We start from the raw sequence: 21,307 nt of genomic DNA, 5'->3' as shown, positions 1-21,307 counted from the left end.
TAAGCCAGTGAAGAATCGGAGTTTCCCATGAAGGCTGTCTTCATCTCAGAGCCAGGCGGACCCGAGGTTCTGGAGGTTCGTGAGGTCGCGGCGCCGGTCGCCGGTCCCGGCGAGGTGCTGATCGACGTTGTCGCCGCGGGGCTGAACCGTGCGGATGTCCAGCAGCGCAAAGGCTACTACCCGCCGCCGCCGGGCGCCTCAGAGATCCCGGGACTGGAGGTTTCCGGTCGAATCGCAGGCTTCGGCACCGGCGTCAGCAAGCCGTTCTCTGTGGGGGACAAGGTGGTAGCGCTGCTTTCGGGAGGCGGCTACGCCGAGCAGGTGGCGGTTCCGGCCGGGCAGGTCCTGCGTATTCCTGACGGCGTTGATTTGGTCACCGCGGCGTCGTTGCCCGAGGTTGCGGCCACGGTCTACTCCAACCTCATCATGACGGCGCAGCTGCAGCCGGGTGAAACCGTGCTGATCCACGGCGCGACGGGCGGCATCGGCACCATGGCCATCCAGCTCGCGAAGGCTCTTGGCGCCCACGTGGCGACGACGGCGGGCACGGCGGAGAAGGTCGCCACGGCGACGGCCTTCCTCGGAGCGGATATTGCGATTAACTACGCCGAGGAGGACTTCCCGGAGAGCCTCCGGGCGCAGAACGGAGGCAAAGGCGCGGACGTGATCCTCGACGTCGTCGGGGCCAAATATCTTGGCCGGAACGTCGAGGCCCTGGCCGCTTACGGGCGGCTTGTGGTGATCGGCCTGCAGGGCGGGATCAAAGCCGAACTGGATCTGGGCGAGCTCTTGCGGAAACGGGCCGCAATCATCGCAACGGCGCTGCGGCCGCGGCCGGTGGAAGAAAAGACCGTGATCATGGACGCCGTCCGCGACGCCGTCTGGCCGCTGATCGCCGACGGGCGGATCCGGCCCCTGGTTGCCAAAACATTCCCCCTGGCCCAGGCCGGTGCCGCCCACACGTACTTCGACTCGGGCGATCACGTAGGAAAAGTACTGCTGGTCATGTAGGCAACTGCGGTTTGATGGCGGCCGCCGAAAAGCGATATGGTGACCTCATACGCGGTATACACGCGTCTTGGGGCGCGTGTATGCTGTGTGGTTCCTCGACATCCGGGAGCCCAATGTCCATCCGCCACAGTCTTTTGGCGCTGCTGCAGGACCGTCCACGCTACGGCTACCAACTCCGTACCGAGTTCGAGGACCGCACCGGTGCGTCGTGGCCGCTGAACGTCGGCCAGGTGTACACCACCCTGGACCGGCTGGAACGGGACGGCCTCGTCTGCAGAGACGGCGAAGACGACGGCGGCCACGTGATGTACAGCATCACTCCCGCCGGACGAATCGAAGTCAGAGGCTGGTTCACCTCGTCCGTGGCCCGCCCGAATCCGCCACGGAACGAACTGGCCATCAAGCTCGCACTTGCGCTCACCATCCCCGGGCCCGACGCCGGCGCCATCATTCAGGCCCAACGGGCAGTCTCCCTCCGCGCTTTGCAGGAGTATTCGAAGTCCCGGCGCGACACCACCGCCCTCCAGCGGCCAGCCGATACCGCAAAGATGCTGATCCTCGACTCGCTCATCTTCCAGACCGAGGCGGAGATCCGCTGGCTGGACCTCTGTGAAGCGCGTCTGGTGCAACTCGCCGGCCTCTCCGGCTAGGAAAAACCGCCTTCACACCCCGCTCCAAGGCGTGCGCCCGACCGCTCACCGCGCCAACTCAGCCGCTCGTCGCAGCAGGGTCATGTGACCTGCAACATGTTGATAAGGTCCCTTAGGGTCGGCGCTGCACAGTCGGCCCTTTTTGCAGGGTTTCTCAAGGAGGAGACATGGGTGTGACACCCACCGGCGGGCCAAGTACCGCACAACTCGACGACGGCATCACGCCGGATCCGTCCCTTCCGGCCACAGCCGTTGACGATGCCGTCCGGGACGGCGAAGAACGCCGCTGGACTCCGGGCAAGATCGCACTGTGGGCCGCCATTGCGCTGCTGGGCGGCGTGGCCTGGTTTATGCTCGCCATCATCCGCGGCGAGACCGTGAACGCCATCTGGTTTGTGTTCGCCTCCGTCTGTACCTACCTGATCGCTTACCGCTTCTACTCCAAGTTCATTGAGAAGCACCTGCTGCGGCCCAACGACCGCCGCGCCACCCCCGCCGAGTACAAAGCTGACGGCAAGGACTACGTCCGCACCGACCGCAACGTCCTCTTCGGCCACCACTTCGCCGCCATCGCAGGCGCCGGCCCGCTCGTCGGCCCGGTCATCGCGGCCCAGATGGGCTACCTGCCGGGCACCATGTGGATCATCCTCGGCGTCGTCTTCGCCGGCGCCGTGCAGGACTACCTGGTGATGTTCTTCTCCATGCGCCGCGGCGGCCGTTCCCTGGGGCAGATGGCCCGCGAGGAACTCGGCGTTATCGGCGGCACCGCGGCCCTGATTGCCACGCTGCTCATCATGGTCATCATCGTCGCGATCCTGGCCCTCGTTGTAGTCAACGCGCTGGGCGAAAGCCCGTGGGGTGTCTTCTCCGTCGGCATGACCATTCCGATTGCCCTCTTTATGGGTGTCTACCTGCGCTACCTGCGTCCCGGCAAGGTCATGGAAATCTCCATTATCGGCTTCGTACTGCTGATGGCCGCCATCATTGGCGGCGGCGCCGTCGCGGGCACCGAATGGGGCGCCGCCATGTTCCACCTGGACAAGGTCACCATCGCCTGGGGCCTGATCATCTATGGCTTCATCGCCGCGATCCTGCCCGTATGGCTGCTGCTGGCCCCGCGCGACTACCTCTCCACCTTCATGAAGATCGGCGTCATCGGCATGCTCGCCGTTGCCATCATCGTGGTCCGCCCGGAAATCAACGTCCCGGCCTTCAGCGAATTCGCCAGCCGGGACAACGGCCCGGTGTTCTCCGGTTCGATCTTCCCGTTCCTGTTCGTCACCATCGCCTGCGGCGCCCTGTCCGGCTTCCACGCCCTGATCGCCTCCGGCACCACGCCCAAGCTCATCGAGAAGGAACGCCAGACCCGGTTCATCGGCTATGGCGGCATGCTGATGGAGTCCTTCGTCGCCATCATGGCCCTCGTTGCGGCCCTCTCTATCGACCGCGGCATCTACTTCGCCATGAACGCCCCCGCAGCACTGACCGGCGGCACCGTGGAAACGGCAGCCGTTTGGGTCAACTCGCTGGGGCTGTCCGGCGTGAACCTCACCCCGGACATGCTGGCGCAGACCGCGAAGGACGTTGGCGAGCAAAGCATCATCTCCCGCTCCGGCGGCGCCCCGACCCTCGCCGTCGGCCTGGCTCACATCATGCAGCAGTTCATCGGCGGTCCGGCCATGATGGCCTTCTGGTACCACTTCGCCATCATGTTCGAAGCGCTCTTCATCCTGACCGCCGTCGACGCCGGCACCCGCGTCGCGCGGTTTATGCTGCAGGACTCGATTGGCAACTTCGTCCCGAAGTTCAAGGAGCACTCCTGGCGGCTGGGCGCCTGGGTCACAACTGCCGTGATGGTGGCTGCGTGGGGCGCCGTGCTGATGATGGGCGTCACCGATCCCCTCGGCGGCATCAACACGCTCCTGCCGCTGTTCGGCATTTCGAACCAGCTGCTCGCCGCCATCGCGCTGTCGGTGTGCATGGCCATCGCGGCCAAGCGGGGTTCGTTCAAGTACTTGTGGATCATCGTCGTTCCGCTGTCGTTCGCTGCGGTCGTGACCATTACGGCCAGCTTCCAGAAGATCTTCTCCACCACGCCCGCGGTGGGCTACTTCGCCAACAATGCCGCGTTCAGCAAGGCCCTCGCCGACGGCAAGACCGCCTTCGGCTCCGCCAAGACCCAGGCGGCCATGGAAGCAGTGGTCCGCAACACGATGATTCAGGGCATCCTTTCGATCGTCTTTGTGGTGCTGAGCATCATCGTGATCATCGCCGCGATCCTGGCCACCATCAAGGCCTTCCGTGACCACTCGGCAGGTATGCCGATGGTGGACAACGAGGACCGGCCGCGGGCCTCCCGCGTCTTCGCCCCGTCAGGGCTCATCCCGACGCCGGCGGAACGGGAGCTGATGGCGGAATGGGATGAACTGCCGGCCGATCAGCGGCTGGAAAAGGCGGGACACCACTGATGGGTGCGGTTGCTGGTGGTTTCCGCGGGTTCGCCACGTACTTCAAGGGGATCATGGGCGCCGACGCCTACACAAAGTATTTGGAGCACCACACGGCCACCGGCCATGCGGACGCTCCAATGACTGAACGCGAGTTCTGGCGCGACCGCACCGATCGTCAGGACAGCAACCCGCAGGGTCGCTGCTGCTGACCTCCGGGCTTCGCGCATATTTTTGGGGGGCCGCCGGTTACGAGAGTGACCGGCGGTTCCCCGTTAAAGCGCGACGGCGGCACCTCCGATGCGTTGTATCGCCACCGCCGGCCGGGCGGGACCCCCGCGCCGTCCGTTCCCCATCCGCTGCTACATGAGAGTATGAAGCCATGCGCGATCAGGACGACACCCAGTCAGCTGAAGATCTGCCGGTGGAGGGGACTCCCGTGGAGGGCACCCCATTCGTGGCAGCTGATCCCCAGGCAATGGGATCGGCCGCGCCGGCCGGCCGGGCCAAGGGAAGCCAGCTTCAGGACCTCGTCGATGAGCCCGCCAAGGTCATGCGGATCGGCACAATGCTTAAGCAGCTGCTGGATGAGGTGAAGTCGGCGCCGCTGGACAACGCAGCCCGCGCACGTCTGGCTGAGATCCACCAGCGTTCCATCCGGGAACTCGAAGACGGGCTAGCTCCGGAGCTGGTCGCGGAGCTTGAGCGCATCCACTTGCCATTTGCCGATGAGGCCACCCCGTCGGACGCTGAACTCCGTATCGCCCAGGCCCAGCTGGTCGGCTGGCTCGAAGGGCTCTTCCACGGGATCCAGACCGCCATCGCAGCGCAACACGCCGCCCGTGAGCACGCGGCCGCGCAACTGCAGCTGCGCCAATTGCCGCCCGGGACCATGATCGCGCCGGGCGTCATCATCGGCGAGAACGGCGAACCACAGCGCGCAGCAGCGCCCAGACCGGGTCCGGAGCCGTCGTCGAACCCCGACAGCGCCGATCCTGACCGCGGCCCCGGACAGTATCTCTAAGGCAGCCTTGGGATTCTTCAGTACCGTCCGGCAGGGACGCAAAGACGACGCAGAACTCGGCAAAGGCCTCTGGCGGAGGGCCCACGACCGCTTCACCCGTGGACTGGACCGCTATCACCAGGTCCTCGAAGGCGTGGAGGACGAGGCCTTGTACGCCGAGCTCGTCGACGTCGCCAACGAACTGTCCGCGGCCTCCGTGCGTGTACGGCGGATCTGTGTTGAAGCCCAACGGCGTGCGCCGAGCGACGGGATGAATGTACCTGGGGCACTCGCCGGCGTCCACCGCTGCCTGTCCACGGCGGGCAACTCGCTGGCGACAACAGCAGAGGCCGCAGCGATGCTCCGGCTCGCGGTTGGTCCGGTGCCGAACGGAGCGTCGTCCGTACGGCGGCGTGCCGAATCGGTGCTCGAACAGGTCAGCGACGCCGAGCGGCGGCTGGCGGAGACAGCCGGGGACGACAGGGTCTCCGGCTGAGCGACGTCCGGGTCTGGCAACACCTGTATTTATTCCCGTAATGCCGCAGCAATTCGGGGTTACGCGCCTAGCTTAGATCAGCTCACGCGCTGGCCGAATGACGCCTGAATCGGCACGATACAAGTATGACTTCATCACCTGAACTGACTTTCAATGACGGAAACACCATCCCCCAGCTTGGCTACGGGGTGTGGCAGGTTGAAGACGACGTGGCGGAAAAGGTCGTCATCCAGGCGTTCGAGGCAGGGTACAGGCACATCGACACCGCCAGGATTTACGGAAATGAGGCCGGCGTCGGCCGAGCCATCCAGGCGTCTGGACTCAAGCCGGAAGAATTGTTCATCACCACCAAGGTGTGGAACTCGGATCAGGGCTACGACTCCACGCTGGCCGCATTCGACGCCTCGATGCAACGCTTGGGCCTTGAAACGCTCGACATGTACCTGATCCACTGGGAGCAGCCGAAGCAGGACAAGTACGTGGAGACCTGGAAGGCCCTGATTGAGCTGCAGAAGCAGGGCCGGGTCAAGACGATCGGTGTCTGCAACTTCACCAAGGAGGCACTGCAGCGCCTGATCGATGAGACCGGCGTGGTCCCGGCCATCAACCAGATTGAGCTGCACCCGTTCTTCAACCAGTCCGCGCTGCGCGAATTTGACGCCGCCCACGGCATCCTTACCCAGGCCCTGGTCCCCGCTGGGCCAAGGCGGGGAACTGCTTGAGAGCGCGGTCATCGGCCAGATCGCAGCCAAGCACAACGCCACCCCCGCGCAGGTGGTCATCGCCTGGCACCTGGCAATCGGCAACGTGGTTATCCCGAAGTCCGTGACGGAATCCCGGATTCGCGAGAACTATGCGGCCCTGGACGTCAGCCTCGACGAGACCGACCTCCAGGCCATCGACGGACTGGACCGCTCCGCTGAAGGTGCCGGACGGATCGGAGCCGACCCGGCGGTTTCAGATTTCGCCTAAGCCCACGGCCCGGCCGTCAGGATAAATCCCGGCGGCTGAACCAGGGACCGCAGCAGGGCCGCCACCCGTCACGGGTGGGGCCCTTCCTGCGGTCCGGCGCGTCCCCGAAGCGTTGCCGCCGCTGTACGCGTTGCGATCCGCGGCCCGGTCAGGCGGCGGCGCGGCCCTCCCCGGGGTGCACTGCATCGACGACGGCCCAGCCGTCCTCGTCCGCGACACACCGGCTGGCGAACCGGTCCGCCGCGGCGGCGTCGTCAAAGAGCTCACTGCGGATCAGTCCGCAGCGGGTGTCCAGGTACGTCACTTCAAAACATGCGTCAGCCGGACGTCCCGCGGTGCGGTTTCCCGCTGTCCGGGCGGTGCCTGAATTTTCGTTGCTCTGGAAATCCTGGTTGTTCTCCATAAATCCAGTCTGCGGCCGACCCCCGACAGTGATGCGTCATTGCTCCGGCGTGTTGCCAAGGCGCAGTACCCGCTCCGTGGCCAGGACCTCCTGGCGCCGTGCCAGCCCGGCGGCACGCATCGACCGCGCCGCCTCGGCTTCGGCCAGCGCGTGCTCCTTCCGGGCCTGCTTCAGTTCATCCGCGGTCCGCGTGAGCGCCTCCTGGAGCGTGCGGACCTCGTCGGCCAGACGGGTGACGCGGGCTGCAGCGTCGGCATGGTCCTGCCCGCGATGGTCGGCCGTTTGAGCGGCTGCCCGGGCTGCTTGCTCGGCCGCCTTCAGCCCGGCGGCGGCCCGTTCCCGCGCCGCCGGTGCATGGGCCCGCGGTGCGGGCTGTACGGCCCGCAGCAGCGGTTGTCCGGCAGGTCTGCCCGATTCCCTGCCGGCGGCCGGGCTGCCTGGCACCGCGAGCGCACCCAAGAGGTCGACGGCGTCGAGTCCGTCCGCGGTCAGTGACCGGAGCAGCAGGCCGCTCCTCACTGCGTCCGCTGCTCCTTGGTCGGCAGTTAAGGCGCGCAGCGTCTGCTCGACCTCTGCGGCAGCAGGGCCGCTGATCCTGCGGCCCTGCTGTTCGGTCACCGTGCGGACCGTTTCCAGCGCGGACGCCAGGAGGCGCCTGCGCTGCTGGCCCAGGCTGCGGAGTCCTGCGGCGTCCATTGCAGACTGCGCGGCGCGCATGGACGCCCCAAGCGATGCCAGTTCCTGGAGAATGGCGGGATGGTGGGCCGCAAGCATGTTGACGGCCCACGCCGCCAGGGAGGGCTTGGCGAGGGAACGCACTGCCGCCGCAAGGGAGCGCAGCTCATCGGTGGCCGGGCCCGCGGCCAGCACGCCCTTGGCGGCGGCCGCTCTGGCCGCCACAAATTCGGTCAACGGCAGGGCATAGAGGGGGCCGGCAACTGCCGGCAGATCCGGTTCTCCCATACAGAAAGCATAGGAGTCCGTACGTGCCGGAAGGAATCGGCTGCCGGTGGGTAAACGGACCTAACCGGCGGTGTGCAGACTCGCCGCCCTGCCTGGCCTGTCCAGGAGTCCATGCCCGGGGCCGGTCAGGCAGGGCCGCCGCGCCCCGGAATTCCGGTTTTCCGGCTTGTCCTCGGGGCTACGATCAGCAGCGTCAGGGCCGTGGCCTGCAAGGTGGCCACGGCGGCGATGAGAGCGGGCCGGGCGTCGAAAAGCACCCCGTAAAGAGCCCCTCCCGCCAAGGCGCCTGCACCTGCAAGTCCCGCGAAGACGCCGTAAGCGGTGCCCTGCCGCTGCGACGGCACCAGGTCGGCGATGAGCGCCTTCACCGTGGAATCCTGGATCCCCGTGGCAGTTCCCCAGATCAGGACGCCGGCGAGCACCAGTCCGGCGTCCGGTGCCAGGGCCAGGACAGGGATGGCGGCGATCAGCACGGGCAGAGTCAACAGCACGGCCGCTCCGGCGCGGTCATAGAGGAGGCCGGTCATCAAAGCGCCCAGCGCCGCAGCGCCCATCGCCCCCGCATACAGCAGCGGAATCACGGAGACAGCAACCGCAACCTCGGTGGTGAGATGGAACGAGATGACGCCGAAGGCCACCAGTCCGGCGTTCCAGAAGAATCCGGCGCCGGCGAACAGGACGAAAGTGCGGGAGAAGAAGGGCGGCGTCCCGGGGCGGGGGATCGCTGTCTCGCCGGCGGACGCCATTCCGGACCCGTCATCGGAGTGGGCGGAAGGATCCGGGCCCTGGCCCTGGACCGCGTCCGGCCCTGGGACCCGGCGCCGCAGCCGCACCAACAGCACAATTGCGACCATCGCGGGGGCAGCCAGCACGGCAAGGGCCCACGACAGGGAGCCGGTAGCGGCCAGCACCGCGGAGACGATCAGCGGCCCAATCAGTGCTCCGGCAAGATCCAGTCCCTTGTGGACTGCGAAGCCGCGGCCGCGTCCGACGGGCTTTGTGGCGGCGGCCAGCAGGACGGTCTTTGCCGGGCTGCGTACCGCCTTGCCGACCCGGTCTCCGATGATGAGGACCGCGGCAAGGACCAGCCCGGCGGCCCCTGCCGCGGGAGCCGCCGCGAGCAGCGGGACACAGACAGCCGTCAGCGCATAGCCGGCCAGCGTGAAGGTCCAGTATTTTCTCGTCCGGTCCGCCCAGGGACCGAACACCAGCCGGAGGCCCTGGGCCGCGGCTTCGGCACCGCCGGTCACGAGCCCCACCATGAGCGCGGACGCGCCGAGCTGGGCCAGAAGCGGGCCCGCAAGCGGCCGCGCGCCATCGGACACGACATCGGCGGCAAGGCTGACCATTCCAAAACCGACGACCGGACCCCATGCCAACCGCCGCAGGGCACGAGGCGTTCTGCCGGGAGCCCCCGTCCGGGGCGCCCGTTCTCCGGCAGGAATCCTACGGCGTGGCCATTCCACCCACCAAGGCTTACCGACGCCGGGAGCAAATGGCAATGCACCGGCCGGCCCAACAGCACCTCGCGGCGGTGAGGTGAGGCGCCACGACAGGGCCGAAAAGGAAATATTCGCCAAAGTGCATCTTTTCCTCAGCCCGTTTGGTACTTTTTGTACGCCGCTCCGCGCTGTGCGGGCCGGGGGGACCCGAATGCTAAAGGCCCGGAGGCCTGTCAACCTCCCGGCCCTTTTACCAATGCCACGCGGAGGAACTGTGAAGCTCTTTTCGAACACACCACGCCATGCCGGTCGACGACGCCGGGCCATCGCTGCCGGACTCGTCAGCTCCGCGCTCGCCGCAGGACTCGCCCTGCCCTTGTTCGCAGCAGTGGCACATGCCGTGGGACCGCGCGGCGCTGCCGTGTCCGCCGGATCCTCGACCCCGCCCACCGGGTGGCTGCACACGGCCGGAAGCAGCATTCTGGACTCCAACAATGAGCTGTTCACGATCAAAGCCGTCTCCTGGTTCGGCATGGAGACGACAGACTGCATGCCGCACGGACTGTGGGGAACCCTGACCATTGATGATGCCTTGTCTGCCATTAAGGCGATGGGGTTCAATACGGTCCGCCTGCCGTTTTCGAACGAGTGCCTGGCGGCAACATCCATCAAGGGCAACATGAACTACTGGGCCAACCGGGCGTACGGGCTGGAGGGCAAGACGCCGCTGGTCCTGATGGACACGGTGATCGCCCGCGCCAAAGCCAATGGACTGAGCATCATCCTGGACCGGCATCGTCCGTCCTCCGCCAGCCAGTCCGCGCTCTGGTATACCTCCGCCTATCCTGAGTCGAGGTGGATCTCGGACTGGAAGATGCTCGCCGCCCGGTACAAGAATGATTCCACCGTGATCGGAGCCGACCTCCATAACGAACCGGCAGGCGCAGCCACCTGGGGCGGCGCAGCTGCCACCGACTGGCACGCAGCGGCCACCCGGGCAGGCAACGCTGTCCTGGCGGCCAACCCGAACCTGCTGATCCTCGTCGAAGGCATTGAAAACCAGGGGAACGGCACATCCACATGGTGGGGCGGCGGACTCGCCGATGCAGGCGCCAAACCGGTAACACTCGTGACGCCGAACCGCGTCGTTTATTCCCCGCACGACTACCCGGCTTCTGTCTACAACCAGAAGTGGTTCAGCGACGCGAACTACCCCAACAACCTCCCGGGCATCTGGGACAAGAACTGGGGCTACCTCCAGAAGCAGGGCATCGCGCCGGTCCTGCTCGGCGAATTCGGGACGATGCTGCAGACGACGTCGGACAAGCAGTGGATGGAGAAGATCGTCTCCTACCTCGGCAGCAACTCGATGAGCTTCGCGTACTGGTCCTACAACCCCAATAGCGGGGACACCGGCGGACTGGTCCAGGCGGACTGGCGCACCCCCGAGGCGGCCAAACTGGCTGCTCTCGCCCCGCTCCTGGGCGGCACGACGCCAAGACCCGCTCCGACAGCGACGCCGACCGCCACGCCGACAGTGACTGCCGCGCCTGCTCCGACAGCGACTGCCACGCCCACCCCGACGCCCACCGCCTCGCCGACAGCGACTGCCGCGCCCATCCCGACGTCGGGCCCGGCGATCAGTGCGGTCTGGAAACTGTCCAGCTCCTGGACGGGCGGCTACGTGGCCAACATCAGCGTCACGGGGCTCCGTGCGGTTTCAGGCTGGAGCGTGAGCTGGAAAGACCCTAACGTGACGCGCGTCGTGAACTCCTGGGGTCTCAAGTGCACGGTGGTGCCGAAGGTGTCGGTCACGTGCAGCGGCTCCGACTGGGTTACGAAGTTGGCGGCTGGCCAAAAGGCAACCGTGGGCCTGCAGGTCGACTCGCTGAAACCTCCCGTCAATCCGGTGCTTACCGTGCGGTAGCGGGTGCGCCCCGGGGTTCGCGGGCTCGGGTGTCGGTCGGCCAGTTATAGTTGCCCTGAGATGGGCCGAAGCACACCGGCTGGTTCATTACTGGGGGAACAATTGAAAAACGTGATCATCCGTCTCGGCGCTGCCGGGGCCCGAGGAACGCCGAAACCGCGTCCTGTTCATCGACGCGACAGCCCGCTACCAGGCCGTCAAGAACCAGAACACCCTATCTGATGAGGACATCGAGGGCATCGACGCCGCTTACAAACAGGGCCTCGACATTGACGGTGACGGCGGTCTGAGCCTTCGGCTCGTCCACCACGACGAAATCGCCGAGAACGGCTTCGACCTGAACATCGGCCGGTACATCAAGGGCGCCGCAGCCGCGGAAGCCGACGTCGAAGGCGCCCTGACGGCCATGTTCGCTGCCCAGGATCGTCTCCTCGAAGCACAGGGAACGCTGGCTACCGAGCTGAAGGCGGCGGGCTTCGATGCGTGAGGGCTGGAAGCGGGCGAAGCTCGGAGAGCTCACTCATCAATAGACGACAAATTCAAGGTCAATTCTGAGGAGACCTACGTGAACCTGGGCGTGAAGTGGTACGCCGAGGGAGTCTTCGCCCGAGAACTGCAGCCGGACGCTGACATGAAGGCGACGTCGCTGTACCAAGTTCGCGAGGGACAGTTCATCTACAACCGCATGTTCGCTACGGAGGGTCGCCGCAAAGCGCATCACCGATGAAGTGGAATTGGTCTTCGGGATGTACGCTCCCGAGCGCTTGAACTCCTGGGCCGAATACGCCGCGGCCGTCCCGGACCTGGACCGTGTGTTCTTCTGCGCCGGAGTGGAACGCCACGAGAAGCAGAAGATGGAACTCGTCGGCCGCATCTTCGACGAAACTCTGGCCGCCCGCGCCGCGAAGCTCCCGGTCGTCAACACGGTCCGCGCCGCGAAGCTCCCGGTCGTCAACACGGTCCGCGCCGATGAGCTCGCCGTCGGTGACGTCCTCGAATTCGCGGACGCCTCCTGGCGGTCCCACATGCCGGGCCGCGAAACCTTCACCGTCGCCGCCATTGAGCGCACCGGGGACGGCACGTTCACCGCAACGTTCGTCTCCTCCTTCGGTGCCACCCGGACCCGGACCCGGACCGCACTCAGCGCCGACCGCCGCTTCACCAAGGCCCTCTAGCGGCTGTGCCGCCACAACGAAGGGACTGGAGCAGGGAATACACCGCCAAGATGGTCCTATTGATCGGCCGGAAGCGGTCTGATATGTTTCCCCACACATCTCAACGGATGTAGGTCTCGTATCGTTTCAACTGACCAATGGAGAAAATCATGGAAAATACGGCCCTACATCCTCCCACCAACGCCCGTCGTCGAGGCGGGCGTCTAATGACTGCGGCGCTGGTCGCGATCTTGTCGCTCACAGGCCTCGTGGGCGTTGCCGCGCCCGCAAGCGCACACGCTCGCTGTGACGGAGCCAACCACCGCGACTGGCATACCATTGCCTTCCACTACGACTCCCACAACTTTTACCGCTACGAATACAGCAACCATTGGCACTGGTGGAGCGCCTCAAATCACACTCACAAGCACGTCCGGTTCAACAACGTCACGCACGGCACCACTATGTTCGAAGCCAACTGCTGACACCTCCTTTTGAGGAGAAGCTGATGTTGCACAATTCCACACTTCTACTAGGTTTCGCGGTGGTTGCTATAGCGGCAACCACCGCGTGTGGTTCGAATGTTGACGGCACGTCAGTACGCTCGTATTGCGAAGTGGCTGAGCGCGCCGACTCCAGGATCAGTGCCGAGCTTATTGATTTCGATCCCGAAAAAGTGACGCCGGCAAGACTGGAGAAACTTCTGGGCACAGCGGTAGCAGAAACGGCTGCTACCAGCGATGCCGCTCCAGATGAGATTGCCGCTGAGCTGAAACTGTTGAAAGAGCGTTGGCGGGCCCAACAGCAATCCTTCGCTGATGTGGAGTACATATTTGCCGCTGCTTCAGCACAGGTCATGGATCTCGAAGGCGAAGAACGAGAAGCGTTCGAAGTGGTTGCGAAATACAACCACGACAAGTGCGGGTTGGGCCATGAGCCCGGCACGGACCCAGAACACAGCCATTAGGCCGGCCACGATTTGCGAAGCCAAAGGTAGTGGCCGACTTTTAGCCGCTTAATCGAGGCCGCCTGCCGCACCCCTGGTTCCCGAACGAGGCCTACCGCCCGGTGACAGCCCTGATGAAGACCCTGACCGCGGAGCAGACCCCGGCTGAACTCACGGACCTAAATGTCTTCATCCGTGAACGGAGCCTCCTCAACTCATGACCGGCAGTTAACGGCTCCTGGTCGATCCTTAGGCGTTGGCTTCTGCTTTGAGCCGGCGGATACGGTTCTCTTCGTCCTCGATGTCCTCGAGCATGCCTTCCGGGTGGCCCCGGTAGCCATAGGAACGCCACTGTAGAATCGAACGCCATGATATGCGCGCCGGTGCTGGTGCCAGGTCTGGGATCGATGCCTGAGGGAATCCGTATATTGCCCGGAGACCGAGGCTCTACTCGGCCGGTCGTTTTGGCCCGCAAGCGGATGTACCGAGGTGGTCCCCAAACCAAAGTGACACTTAGGCGTCCTTCTTACAAAAAAGAACATCTGCCAGCCCCGAGGTTAGTAAAGACGGGGCTTTTGCTGGCGCGCCTCCGTGGCTCAATTCCGCAACCACTTGATAGGAGGTCGAGAGCTCTTCATCTCTGGCCAGGACTTCTCGTAGACTCGCCGCTAGGTGAACTCCACCACGGCCGATCAACGGGCCGGTGGAGGCTTCACGCCGGTCAAAGTGTGCCGTAAACGTGCCGGGTTCGACACCGAGCTAGGAGAAACCTTGAATCTAGAGCTTCCTGCCAGAATCGAACTGGCGACCTTCTCATTACGAGTGAGAGGTTCCCGGGCCTTCCCAAGGGTTCCCTGTTCCCCCTAAACCCTCATGTTCTAGGGGTTTTTTCTCTCGGTAAGGTCCCCGGGCATTCACGCAGGTCACTTTTGAAAGTGTGCCCCAATGTGTGCCATCACCGAAGTGACACCCGTGGGCGATGTGCCGGCAAAGAAGTGTTTGTGATGACACCGAACTCCGAACCCACGACCTGGATGACCCGCAAAGAGGCCGCGCTGCACATGCGCCTGAGCCCCGCTACCCTCGCCAACTGGGCGAGTCTCGACTACGGGCCCGCGTTCACACGTATTGGCCGAGGCCGAGTGCTGTACCAGATGGCAGACATCGAAAGCTGGATGGCCCTCCAGACAAGGCCTGCCGTCTGATGGCGCGCTCACAGACTCCGCCATGGCAGCCGCTTAAGATCTCATGCACGAGGGATGAGACGACAGGTGTCTGGACGGCCCGAAGCCGGTACTACGATGGCCAGTCCCACAGGCACGACATCAAACGATCCGGTCGGACTGCGGGAGGCGCGACACTTTCAGTCAAGACGGCCATTAGACGGTTTGAACAAGAAGCCGACCAACTGTCCAAAAAGGAGCAGGAGCCTGTCGAGGCCCCGGCCTTGACCGTTCGCGGACTCGCTGAAACCTGGTTGGAATCCCGGCGGCCGGCGCCGCTCAAGTACGACGCTGCGACGCAGGCCGGGACAACTCCCACAGAGGGATTGCGGGTCCAGACCTGGGAATCTTACGCGAAAAACTTGCGCCGCCACGTGCTGCCGGTCCTGGGAGACCTGCAGGTGGCCGGCCTTACTACTCCGGCCTGTGAAAGGGCGATTCTCAGTCTGTATGACAAAGAGACCGGGACCGGATACCGGACTGCCGCCATGGCAAGGCAGGTCCTCCAGCAAGTTATGGACTATGCGGTTCGTCAGGGCCACAGGCCCGACAACCCGGTTCGATCCGTCTCCCGAGTGCCTCAGCCGCGCGCAACCCCGAAGTCGATGTCGACGTGCACCGTCAAGGCGGTTCACGACGCGGTGAGGCCGCGTCAGTTGGAACCCGGAGTGGGCGGGCCAAAGCCGAGCAGCAGGTTGGCGGACATCGTAATCCTCCTCGCTGCTACCGGTATGCGTATCGGAGAGGCTCTGGCGATTAGATGGGAGGACGTAGATGTCACCTCGACACCCATCACGGTCACGGTCAGTGGAACTCTCGTAGAGAAGGCGGGGGCCTTTTTTCGGCAAGGGTTCGCGAAGAGCGCAAGAGGTAAGCGAACTTTTCAGCTGACCGACGATTGGATCTGCGAGATGGTTCTTCGTCGCCATGCAAACCAGCAGGAAACATCTACGAACGCCGTCTTTGCCACGCGAAACGGGACGTTTGTGAGGCCCTCCAATTTTCGCGATGATCTTAGAAGGGCGCTCGGCGCTGCAGGTATTACCGAGAAGATCACACCCCACGCGTTCAGGCGGACAGTGGCCACCGGGATCTCCGATCACTTCACTGAAAAGGCGTCGTCATTGCAGTTGGGCCATTCCTCCCCTGAGACCACACGGAAGTATTACATTGAGCGCGCAACTCTCGTACCCGACTACTCATCAGGGTTGACCCACATGGCTCCGGCCGAGCGTGATTGAGAGAAGCCCGGATACGGCAATGCGTCAGGGGACCGGTTTCGATCCATCGAGTAGCGGCCCAGGTATTCAATACGCTAGACCGGAACGGTTCCAGGGAACGGGAGCGGATGAGCAGGCCGACGTTGAACGGATTGATCTGTTGCAGCCCGAGCAGGGCAACTCAGCGGAATTGGAGTTTCCGTCCGAGGATGGGAATGCTTGTTCGATTCACCACGGTTGGTCCGCAATCGCGGGTTGGACTGGTTCTGCTGCGCGCACCAAGCCGAAGCCGCTGCCGGCACCGCGCGGTGTCATCCTGGTCCTGCCGTCCCATCACCACCTGACCCGCGAGCAGCTCACCCGCGACTACGACCGGGACACAAAGACCGAAAACACCACGACGAAGGTGACCGGGGATGCGAAGTTCGAAGCGGCCGTGCGGCGCATGTTCGAAGCCCCCGACGATGCGACCGTGGAGATCATCCAGGATTACAGCGAGTACGGGACCGGCTGAACCAGGGAGACCTCCACTGAGATCACCGTCAAGTGTGGCGGCCAGGAAGCTGTCTGCGAGTACATGGGCGCCCTGATGCAGGCTCTGGACAGGAAAGACCGGAACCCCGAGGCGATGGCGCTGCGCTTCATGCGCGCTGTCGACGGGGAGCGGCCGTTGCTGCAGGGCGTGGCCGCCGTGTATCTGGACCGCGGCGAATACTCCGACCCTGCGCCTGTGTTCGGGAAGATCCGCAACGTCTTCTCCGGCCATGACGCCAGCATGGACTTCCTGTACCTAGACGGCCGCCAGGATTTCATTCACTTCAATCGGGTCGTCGCCATTCTGGAGACAGACCAGTCCAGTGTCTACGAGGAGGACACCGATGACTGAGTCGGTCCGCCAGCCTAAGGGCATTCCTGCCGGGGGCCTTTTTGCTCCCGGCCTGCACGCCGAGCCGGCTTGGACGACGCCGCGCCCAGATCGCGGCTGATCCTGGCTGAGGACGGGTTCCTGAGCCGGCACGCCCGGTGCCCGGAGCCGCGGCCGGCCGAATGGGTGTTCGGGCAGGACGATTCGATCGATGCTGGAGTCGGCACCGTCATGGACGGCCCGCTTTCCCGCGGGGTCGTGAACGCCGCCCGCCGGGATGCTTTCAACGCCTGGCACGAGTTCGCCCTGGCCCGGCATCTGGAAACCAGGGACCCGGCCTGCATGGAGTTCGCGATGGGGCTGCGGCCCGGGGTCGCGTCGTTGTACGAGCGCCGGATGGGCCACTACGAGCCGGGACTGGACCGGTTCAAGCACAACGGCACCCCCGTCTACGTCGCCGACCATGCCCTGCAAGTCTCAGGAAAGAAGCGGGCCTCCTACGAGGACCGGGAACACTGGCGCAAGCTGCTCAAACGGACCCCGAACGAGGACTGGCACCGCGGCCACCTGGCCGCCGGCCTGGTGCTTTCGGGCGCTGACGACGGCTACTGGGATCTGCGGGCTGACCCCGAGCTCACCCTGCTGGGGGCGGCCGGCCGCTTGTAGAGGGAACAGCAAAGGGCCCCGGGCAAGTCCGGGGCCCTTTCATGCGAGGTCCCGGGCCTCTTAGAGCCTGTTGACCAGCTCCGCGCGTTTGGCCTCGTATTCCTCGTCGCTGAGCAGGCCTTTCGCGTGGATTCGGGACAGTATGTCCATCTCGGATTCCACGGCCGAAACCGCCGGGGCCGCCATGACAGCCGGCCGGCTGCTGCCGATGGCGCGCACGATGATGCCGGTGAGGATCAGGGCAATGCCGACGACGATAAGAATCCAGGTCGGGACGGCCATCGAGGCGATGCTCTTGTCGCAGGACGCACCGTATCCCCCGAATGAACCCCGCAGGGTGTCGGCAAGCTCGGCGGCCATTGAGTCGGGGCGAAAGACGCTGCCGCACAGCCCGCCGGCCTTCTGGAACCCCATGATGATCCCGATGAGCGAGGCAATGGCGCCGAGAACGACAAGCCAGATCCAGCCTTTGGAGCGGGACGGGACGGCGGCGGTTTTGGACATGTGGTTCCCCCTGGAATAAACGAACAGATCAAACCGCATCATATCCGCCGCCCGCCCGGTCGCCGAGGACGACCGAGCGCTGCATCTACGGTTGCTCAGAAGTTCCGCCACGTTGTCCTTGAGTGCCTCGATGATTATCGCGTCACCACCAGGTCATCTGATGAGTCCTGTTGTTTGGCTCTCGGGCCTTCAGGCGTGGGGTAGCCACTCCCCGGGCGTATCTGCAGCTGAATGCTCACGCTGCGCGCCAAGGCGAATTCCTTGCATGACAGACAGCTGGCTTCCTGCTGCCCGAAGACAAATCCCCTTAACGACCACGACATGCCGGAGCCTGCAGGACAGTATCCTCTCCGAAACATTGCTGTGCCCAACGCCCCCGGACGGTAGGGTTTGGCTCAACGCCCAGTCCTTGGGCGCCTGTCGGCCTGGGATCGCTGGCGAACGAGCCGGCGGCCAATAATGGGGGAGATTCTGATATGCGGTTAGAGGCGTGGCACGTCATTATCATCGTGTTGCTGGTAGCAGCTTTTACGATTGTCCTGGCCGTAAAGAGGTCACAGTCCGCAGCGGGGTCCAAGGTGAATGCCGGGTCAATCGGCTACGCGCCGAGCGGCGAACCGATCCACCAGCAGCATCCGGCTGGAACAAACACCTTTGCCATCCTTGCGCTGATCTTCGGGCTCCTGATTGGGTTGCTGGGCATCATCTTCGGTCACATCGCAAGGGCCCAGATCAAACAGACAGGGCAGGCTGGGTCCGGGCTGGCTTTGACCGGACTGATCCTCGGATACGGGTGGCTCGCCCTAGTCCTGGGGGCAGGGTTCTTCCTCGCCAGCTAGGCGATCTGGCAAGCCCTCACCTTTTCGGAGGCGGCGTGCATAGCGACAGAAAGCCGCCGGCCTGATCTTGAGCCGGCGGCTTTCTTGGTAGAGGGAAGCACCGCAATCCGGCTTCTCCGCTGTCCCTCGTGCGATTCTGACTTCGCCGCACACTCACCGGGTATGACCAAGCACCAGCCTGCGGGCATCCCCATCGGCGGCCAGTTCGCCCCCACCACCTATGCCGAGCCGGGTGTTTACCTTGCTGCCGCGCCGACCGTCATCCTTCCGGGTTCGAGTGTGACGTACGGGCAGGTCGTCTCCGAAACTGAACATGAGGACGGCAGCGAGAGCACCGTCCGGGCCATGTCCCCTTCCCCGGAATTCGACAGCCAGCTCCGGGCCCACCTCGGCGTCGAATACCCCGACGAGTAGGTAACCCTGTCCCTCGAGACTGTCTACTACGGCAAGGGCAGGGCGCGATGGGCAACGAGGTGAAAGACACTCACTGCCGGACTGCCGGGCTCTGTCAGTAACGGACTTTGGTACCACCAGGGTGCCGGAGTAACCGACGCTGTTACTGACGCACTGCCGGACTCTGTCATGATCTATCTCCGGTTAGACTGTGGCCATGGTCGGTTAGGGCGTGTCGTCGGCGGAGATTACAGGGTGCGAATGTGTCGACCCCAGTGGGTAGCACGCTCGTTGTGCAGACCGGGCTCAAGTTCCGAAAATTGACCCCTGAAAGCGTTTCCGAATGGGACGAAGTTATCACCCACGGGCAGGGCAACCCGGTGGGCGCCGTAAGTAGAGCAGTAGCCGGAGCTGTCCTTCCCGGGCAGCTCGGAAAAGCGGCTTCAGCGGCGGCCGGCGCGACGTTCAGTGCCATGGGGCCGTCTCATATCGTGCGAGTCGATAGGGCCGACGGTATGCGGTCGATGATCAACTTGCCTGACGGACCGTTCAAGCACCTTGAACTCGTGCTGGAGAATCAGCGTGCGCTCCCCCTGAACCATCACCGCGCCAGGTTATTCAGCTCCGGGGGAATAGCCCACAGTGACGGAGCAGGCGCTTTCGCTTGTCTCGGGGATCATCAAGGAACGAATCCCCCCACCAAGCCAGACTCCGCCTGCGGACCACGGGGCGGCAAGCTCCCAGCGTTTGGGTCATCCCACCCACTGTGTGGGATGACGAGGTTCTTCAGCGGCTCGGGGTCGGTCTTTGCGGCCGGCCGGAGGAGCCGAGCAGGTCGCGGCTGACGGAAGCGCGGCGGTTGAAGCGGAAAGTGAACTCGTCGAGGTAGCAGGCGCGCTGGTTCCAGGAGATGCCTGGCGCATGGTGCCCTCGATCCGGCGCTTGAGCTGAGACGCCGCCAGGGGGATCGCCGGGATTTCAGAACCATGCTGGGTGAAGTACTCGTGCGCTGGTAACCCAGGTCCGCGAAGCGCCCAGCTGCCGCGGTCCGTCGGAGCGGATCCTTGAGCCCGGCGCCACGACGTGTTGGCCGACCTTCACCAGCGCCAGCCTGCGATCGATAGGGCCCGGCTCGGGGCGGATTTACCGGTTCCGGTTGCGGTCCAGATGCTCCGCGTCGATCAGGACCGAGATCTTGTGCGGGTCGGCACCGGGCCGGCCGTGGTGGACGTCGCCTATGAAGCCTCACCCGGCCCGAAGAGCATCTCCCGATTGGTGCTGCCAGAAAGGACAGGCTCGGCTCGTCCTGAGTGAGAACGGCCCTTTCGGTCACAGTCGGCGCGGGCGTCCCCGTTTTCTCCCGGTCTGCCACCCGGGTGCGGTATCGTCCAGGAGCTTGAGTTTCACGGGGTCGAGTTCGCCGCGGCGGTGCGTGTACCGCTGGGTGTGGATCCACACCCCGAGAATGTGTTCTTGTTCCGAGTCGAAGTCGTCGTGGCGTGGCCAGTCATGGCCGTCGTCGCGAAAGGCTGCAAGCTGAGTGAGACGATGTAGCCAGCGCGCTTCGTCCGCAGCCGCCCGTCGATTGTCGGCCCACCCGGGAATCTGGGCAAGCCCGTCGCAGTAGATCGAGTGCAGGATGCCTGCAGCGGCCTCGCGCCTCCGGCGGAACAGCCACTGAGCCAGAGCGCGTTCATCTCGCGCGGGGGCTTTGCTTTTCGGCCACTGTCCCCGGGCGGAAACCCAGACAATGACCTCGTCCATGCGGGCGAGATCCATGGGGGAGGGGCGCGGTGCCGGCGCGATACCGGCGGCGGTCTGGTGCTCGACTTCGAGTCCAGGATCCAGACGACGGGCGATGGCAAGATGGTATCCGACGGCGGCCGCCGGGACGCGTACCAAGGAAGCGATGCGGGCCCTGGTCAGTCCACGCCGATACATCAGCACCCATTCCGCGTCCGGTGCGCGGCGTAGTCGCCTGTCCATAATGGACCCCATCCTGCCATGCGCTGACGTTCCCGTGTGCTGTGGATACGGCTCTGTTGTCCAATCAGCCAGCATGCCACGTTTTCTTAGGGCCCTTGTGCAGGTACTGCCGGAGCCACAGATCGCTATGTTCGCATTGGGGTGGTCGACCACAGCCGGGCCCAACGTGGATTCTGGACAACCCAAGGAAATGAAAG

The 21,307-nt window shown here is 64.6% G+C and carries 24 protein-coding genes and 2 pseudogenes; 21 read left to right on the top strand and 5 right to left on the bottom strand.

Going from position 1 to position 21,307, the window contains the following annotated elements; translation table 11 throughout:
• Positions 1-27 precede the first annotated feature (27 nt).
• From KY499_RS09490 to KY499_RS09460, 7 genes and pseudogenes are all read left to right on the top strand, one after another.
• Positions 28-1,011, top strand: a complete 984-nt coding sequence (locus tag KY499_RS09490; protein WP_123256804.1) for an NAD(P)H-quinone oxidoreductase — start codon at positions 28-30, stop codon at positions 1,009-1,011.
• A 113-nt stretch (positions 1,012-1,124) separates the two neighbouring features.
• Positions 1,125-1,661 (top strand): PadR family transcriptional regulator, encoded by a 537-nt coding sequence (locus KY499_RS09485; protein WP_219885282.1) that lies wholly within the window; start codon positions 1,125-1,127, stop codon positions 1,659-1,661.
• A 167-nt stretch (positions 1,662-1,828) separates the two neighbouring features.
• On the top strand, positions 1,829-4,129 hold the full coding sequence (locus KY499_RS09480; protein ID WP_123256806.1) for a carbon starvation CstA family protein: 2,301 nt from the start codon (positions 1,829-1,831) through the stop codon (positions 4,127-4,129).
• A complete protein-coding gene (locus tag KY499_RS09475) occupies positions 4,129-4,320 on the top strand; it encodes a YbdD/YjiX family protein (RefSeq protein ID WP_123256807.1) in 192 nt (63 codons plus the stop codon). The genes KY499_RS09480 and KY499_RS09475 overlap by 1 nt, the downstream gene beginning before the upstream one ends.
• Before the next feature lie 170 nt (positions 4,321-4,490).
• The gene (locus KY499_RS09470; RefSeq protein ID WP_123256808.1) at positions 4,491-5,132 is read left to right on the top strand and encodes a bacterial proteasome activator family protein; all 642 of its coding nucleotides are present in this window, start codon (positions 4,491-4,493) and stop codon (positions 5,130-5,132) included.
• A 7-nt stretch (positions 5,133-5,139) separates the two neighbouring features.
• On the top strand, positions 5,140-5,607 hold the full coding sequence (locus KY499_RS09465) for a hypothetical protein (protein WP_123256809.1): 468 nt from the start codon (positions 5,140-5,142) through the stop codon (positions 5,605-5,607).
• Positions 5,608-5,732: 125 nt separating this feature from the next.
• Positions 5,733-6,579: pseudogene (locus tag KY499_RS09460) on the top strand (aldo/keto reductase).
• A gap of 148 nt (positions 6,580-6,727) precedes the next feature.
• On the opposite strand, the gene KY499_RS09455 reads toward KY499_RS09460, so the two are convergent.
• From KY499_RS09455 to KY499_RS09445, 3 genes are all read right to left on the bottom strand, one after another.
• On the bottom strand, positions 6,728-6,982 hold the full coding sequence (locus tag KY499_RS09455; RefSeq protein ID WP_219887066.1) for a hypothetical protein: 255 nt from the start codon (positions 6,980-6,982) through the stop codon (positions 6,728-6,730).
• Positions 6,983-7,018: 36 nt separating this feature from the next.
• Positions 7,019-7,945: a hypothetical protein gene (locus tag KY499_RS09450; RefSeq protein WP_219885281.1), complete on the bottom strand. Its 927-nt coding sequence runs from the start codon at positions 7,943-7,945 to the stop codon at positions 7,019-7,021.
• 125 nt (positions 7,946-8,070) lie between these two features.
• Entirely contained in the window at positions 8,071-9,294 is a 1,224-nt protein-coding gene (locus tag KY499_RS09445; protein WP_258190686.1) for an MFS transporter, read from the bottom strand.
• Between the two features lie 367 nt (positions 9,295-9,661).
• Between KY499_RS09445 and KY499_RS09440 the strand changes: the two genes are divergently transcribed.
• From KY499_RS09440 to KY499_RS09390, 12 genes and pseudogenes are all read left to right on the top strand, one after another.
• Positions 9,662-11,314 carry a cellulase family glycosylhydrolase gene (locus KY499_RS09440; RefSeq protein ID WP_258190685.1) on the top strand — a complete coding sequence of 551 codons (1,653 nt, stop codon included), beginning with the start codon at positions 9,662-9,664 and terminating at the stop codon, positions 11,312-11,314.
• A gap of 130 nt (positions 11,315-11,444) precedes the next feature.
• The gene (locus KY499_RS09435; RefSeq protein ID WP_219886971.1) at positions 11,445-11,801 is read left to right on the top strand and encodes an N-6 DNA methylase; all 357 of its coding nucleotides are present in this window, start codon (positions 11,445-11,447) and stop codon (positions 11,799-11,801) included.
• A gap of 78 nt (positions 11,802-11,879) precedes the next feature.
• Positions 11,880-12,041, top strand: coding sequence for a hypothetical protein (locus KY499_RS09430; RefSeq protein WP_219885279.1), 162 nt, complete (start codon positions 11,880-11,882; stop codon positions 12,039-12,041).
• A gap of 1 nt (position 12,042) precedes the next feature.
• Positions 12,043-12,489, top strand: coding sequence for a hypothetical protein (locus KY499_RS09425; RefSeq protein WP_219885278.1), 447 nt, complete (start codon positions 12,043-12,045; stop codon positions 12,487-12,489).
• A gap of 137 nt (positions 12,490-12,626) precedes the next feature.
• Entirely contained in the window at positions 12,627-12,953 is a 327-nt protein-coding gene (locus tag KY499_RS09420; protein WP_219885277.1) for a hypothetical protein, read from the top strand.
• A gap of 23 nt (positions 12,954-12,976) precedes the next feature.
• Positions 12,977-13,435, top strand: coding sequence for a hypothetical protein (locus tag KY499_RS09415; RefSeq protein ID WP_219885276.1), 459 nt, complete (start codon positions 12,977-12,979; stop codon positions 13,433-13,435).
• A 983-nt stretch (positions 13,436-14,418) separates the two neighbouring features.
• Positions 14,419-14,619, top strand: a complete 201-nt coding sequence (locus KY499_RS09410) for an AlpA family transcriptional regulator (RefSeq protein ID WP_219887065.1) — start codon at positions 14,419-14,421, stop codon at positions 14,617-14,619.
• Positions 14,619-15,146, top strand: a pseudogene (locus tag KY499_RS18770) (hypothetical protein); the annotation flags it as partial. The gene KY499_RS09410 and the pseudogene KY499_RS18770, both read left to right, overlap by 1 nt.
• 186 nt (positions 15,147-15,332) lie before the next feature.
• Positions 15,333-15,878 (top strand): site-specific integrase, encoded by a 546-nt coding sequence (locus KY499_RS09405; protein WP_219885275.1) that lies wholly within the window; start codon positions 15,333-15,335, stop codon positions 15,876-15,878.
• Positions 15,871-16,371: a hypothetical protein gene (locus KY499_RS09400; protein ID WP_219885274.1), complete on the top strand. Its 501-nt coding sequence runs from the start codon at positions 15,871-15,873 to the stop codon at positions 16,369-16,371. The genes KY499_RS09405 and KY499_RS09400 overlap by 8 nt, the downstream gene beginning before the upstream one ends.
• Positions 16,372-16,446: 75 nt before the next feature.
• Positions 16,447-16,743: a hypothetical protein gene (locus KY499_RS09395; protein ID WP_219885273.1), complete on the top strand. Its 297-nt coding sequence runs from the start codon at positions 16,447-16,449 to the stop codon at positions 16,741-16,743.
• 69 nt (positions 16,744-16,812) lie between these two features.
• Positions 16,813-17,388, top strand: coding sequence for a hypothetical protein (locus KY499_RS09390; RefSeq protein WP_219885272.1), 576 nt, complete (start codon positions 16,813-16,815; stop codon positions 17,386-17,388).
• Positions 17,389-17,448: 60 nt separating this feature from the next.
• On the opposite strand, the gene KY499_RS09385 is transcribed toward KY499_RS09390, so the two are convergent.
• Positions 17,449-17,892, bottom strand: a complete 444-nt coding sequence (locus tag KY499_RS09385; protein WP_219885271.1) for an SHOCT domain-containing protein — start codon at positions 17,890-17,892, stop codon at positions 17,449-17,451.
• A 476-nt stretch (positions 17,893-18,368) separates the two neighbouring features.
• On the opposite strand from KY499_RS09385, the gene KY499_RS09380 reads away from it, so the two are divergent.
• Together KY499_RS09380 and KY499_RS09375 are read left to right on the top strand one after the other, a co-directional pair.
• The gene (locus KY499_RS09380; RefSeq protein ID WP_219885270.1) at positions 18,369-18,731 is read left to right on the top strand and encodes a DUF4190 domain-containing protein; all 363 of its coding nucleotides are present in this window, start codon (positions 18,369-18,371) and stop codon (positions 18,729-18,731) included.
• Between the two features lie 162 nt (positions 18,732-18,893).
• On the top strand, positions 18,894-19,145 hold the full coding sequence (locus KY499_RS09375) for a hypothetical protein (RefSeq protein ID WP_219885269.1): 252 nt from the start codon (positions 18,894-18,896) through the stop codon (positions 19,143-19,145).
• Positions 19,146-20,453: 1,308 nt separating this feature from the next.
• Here the strand turns inward: KY499_RS09375 and KY499_RS09370 are convergent.
• Positions 20,454-21,110 (bottom strand): helicase associated domain-containing protein, encoded by a 657-nt coding sequence (locus KY499_RS09370; RefSeq protein WP_219885268.1) that lies wholly within the window; start codon positions 21,108-21,110, stop codon positions 20,454-20,456.
• Between the last annotated feature and the right edge of the window lie 197 nt (positions 21,111-21,307).

The sequence above is a fragment of the Arthrobacter sp. PAMC25284 genome (genome assembly GCF_019443425.1).
GTDB classification, from domain to species: Bacteria; Actinomycetota; Actinomycetes; order Actinomycetales; family Micrococcaceae; genus Arthrobacter; species Arthrobacter oryzae_A.
This window is presented reverse-complemented; position numbering and strand designations above follow the sequence as displayed.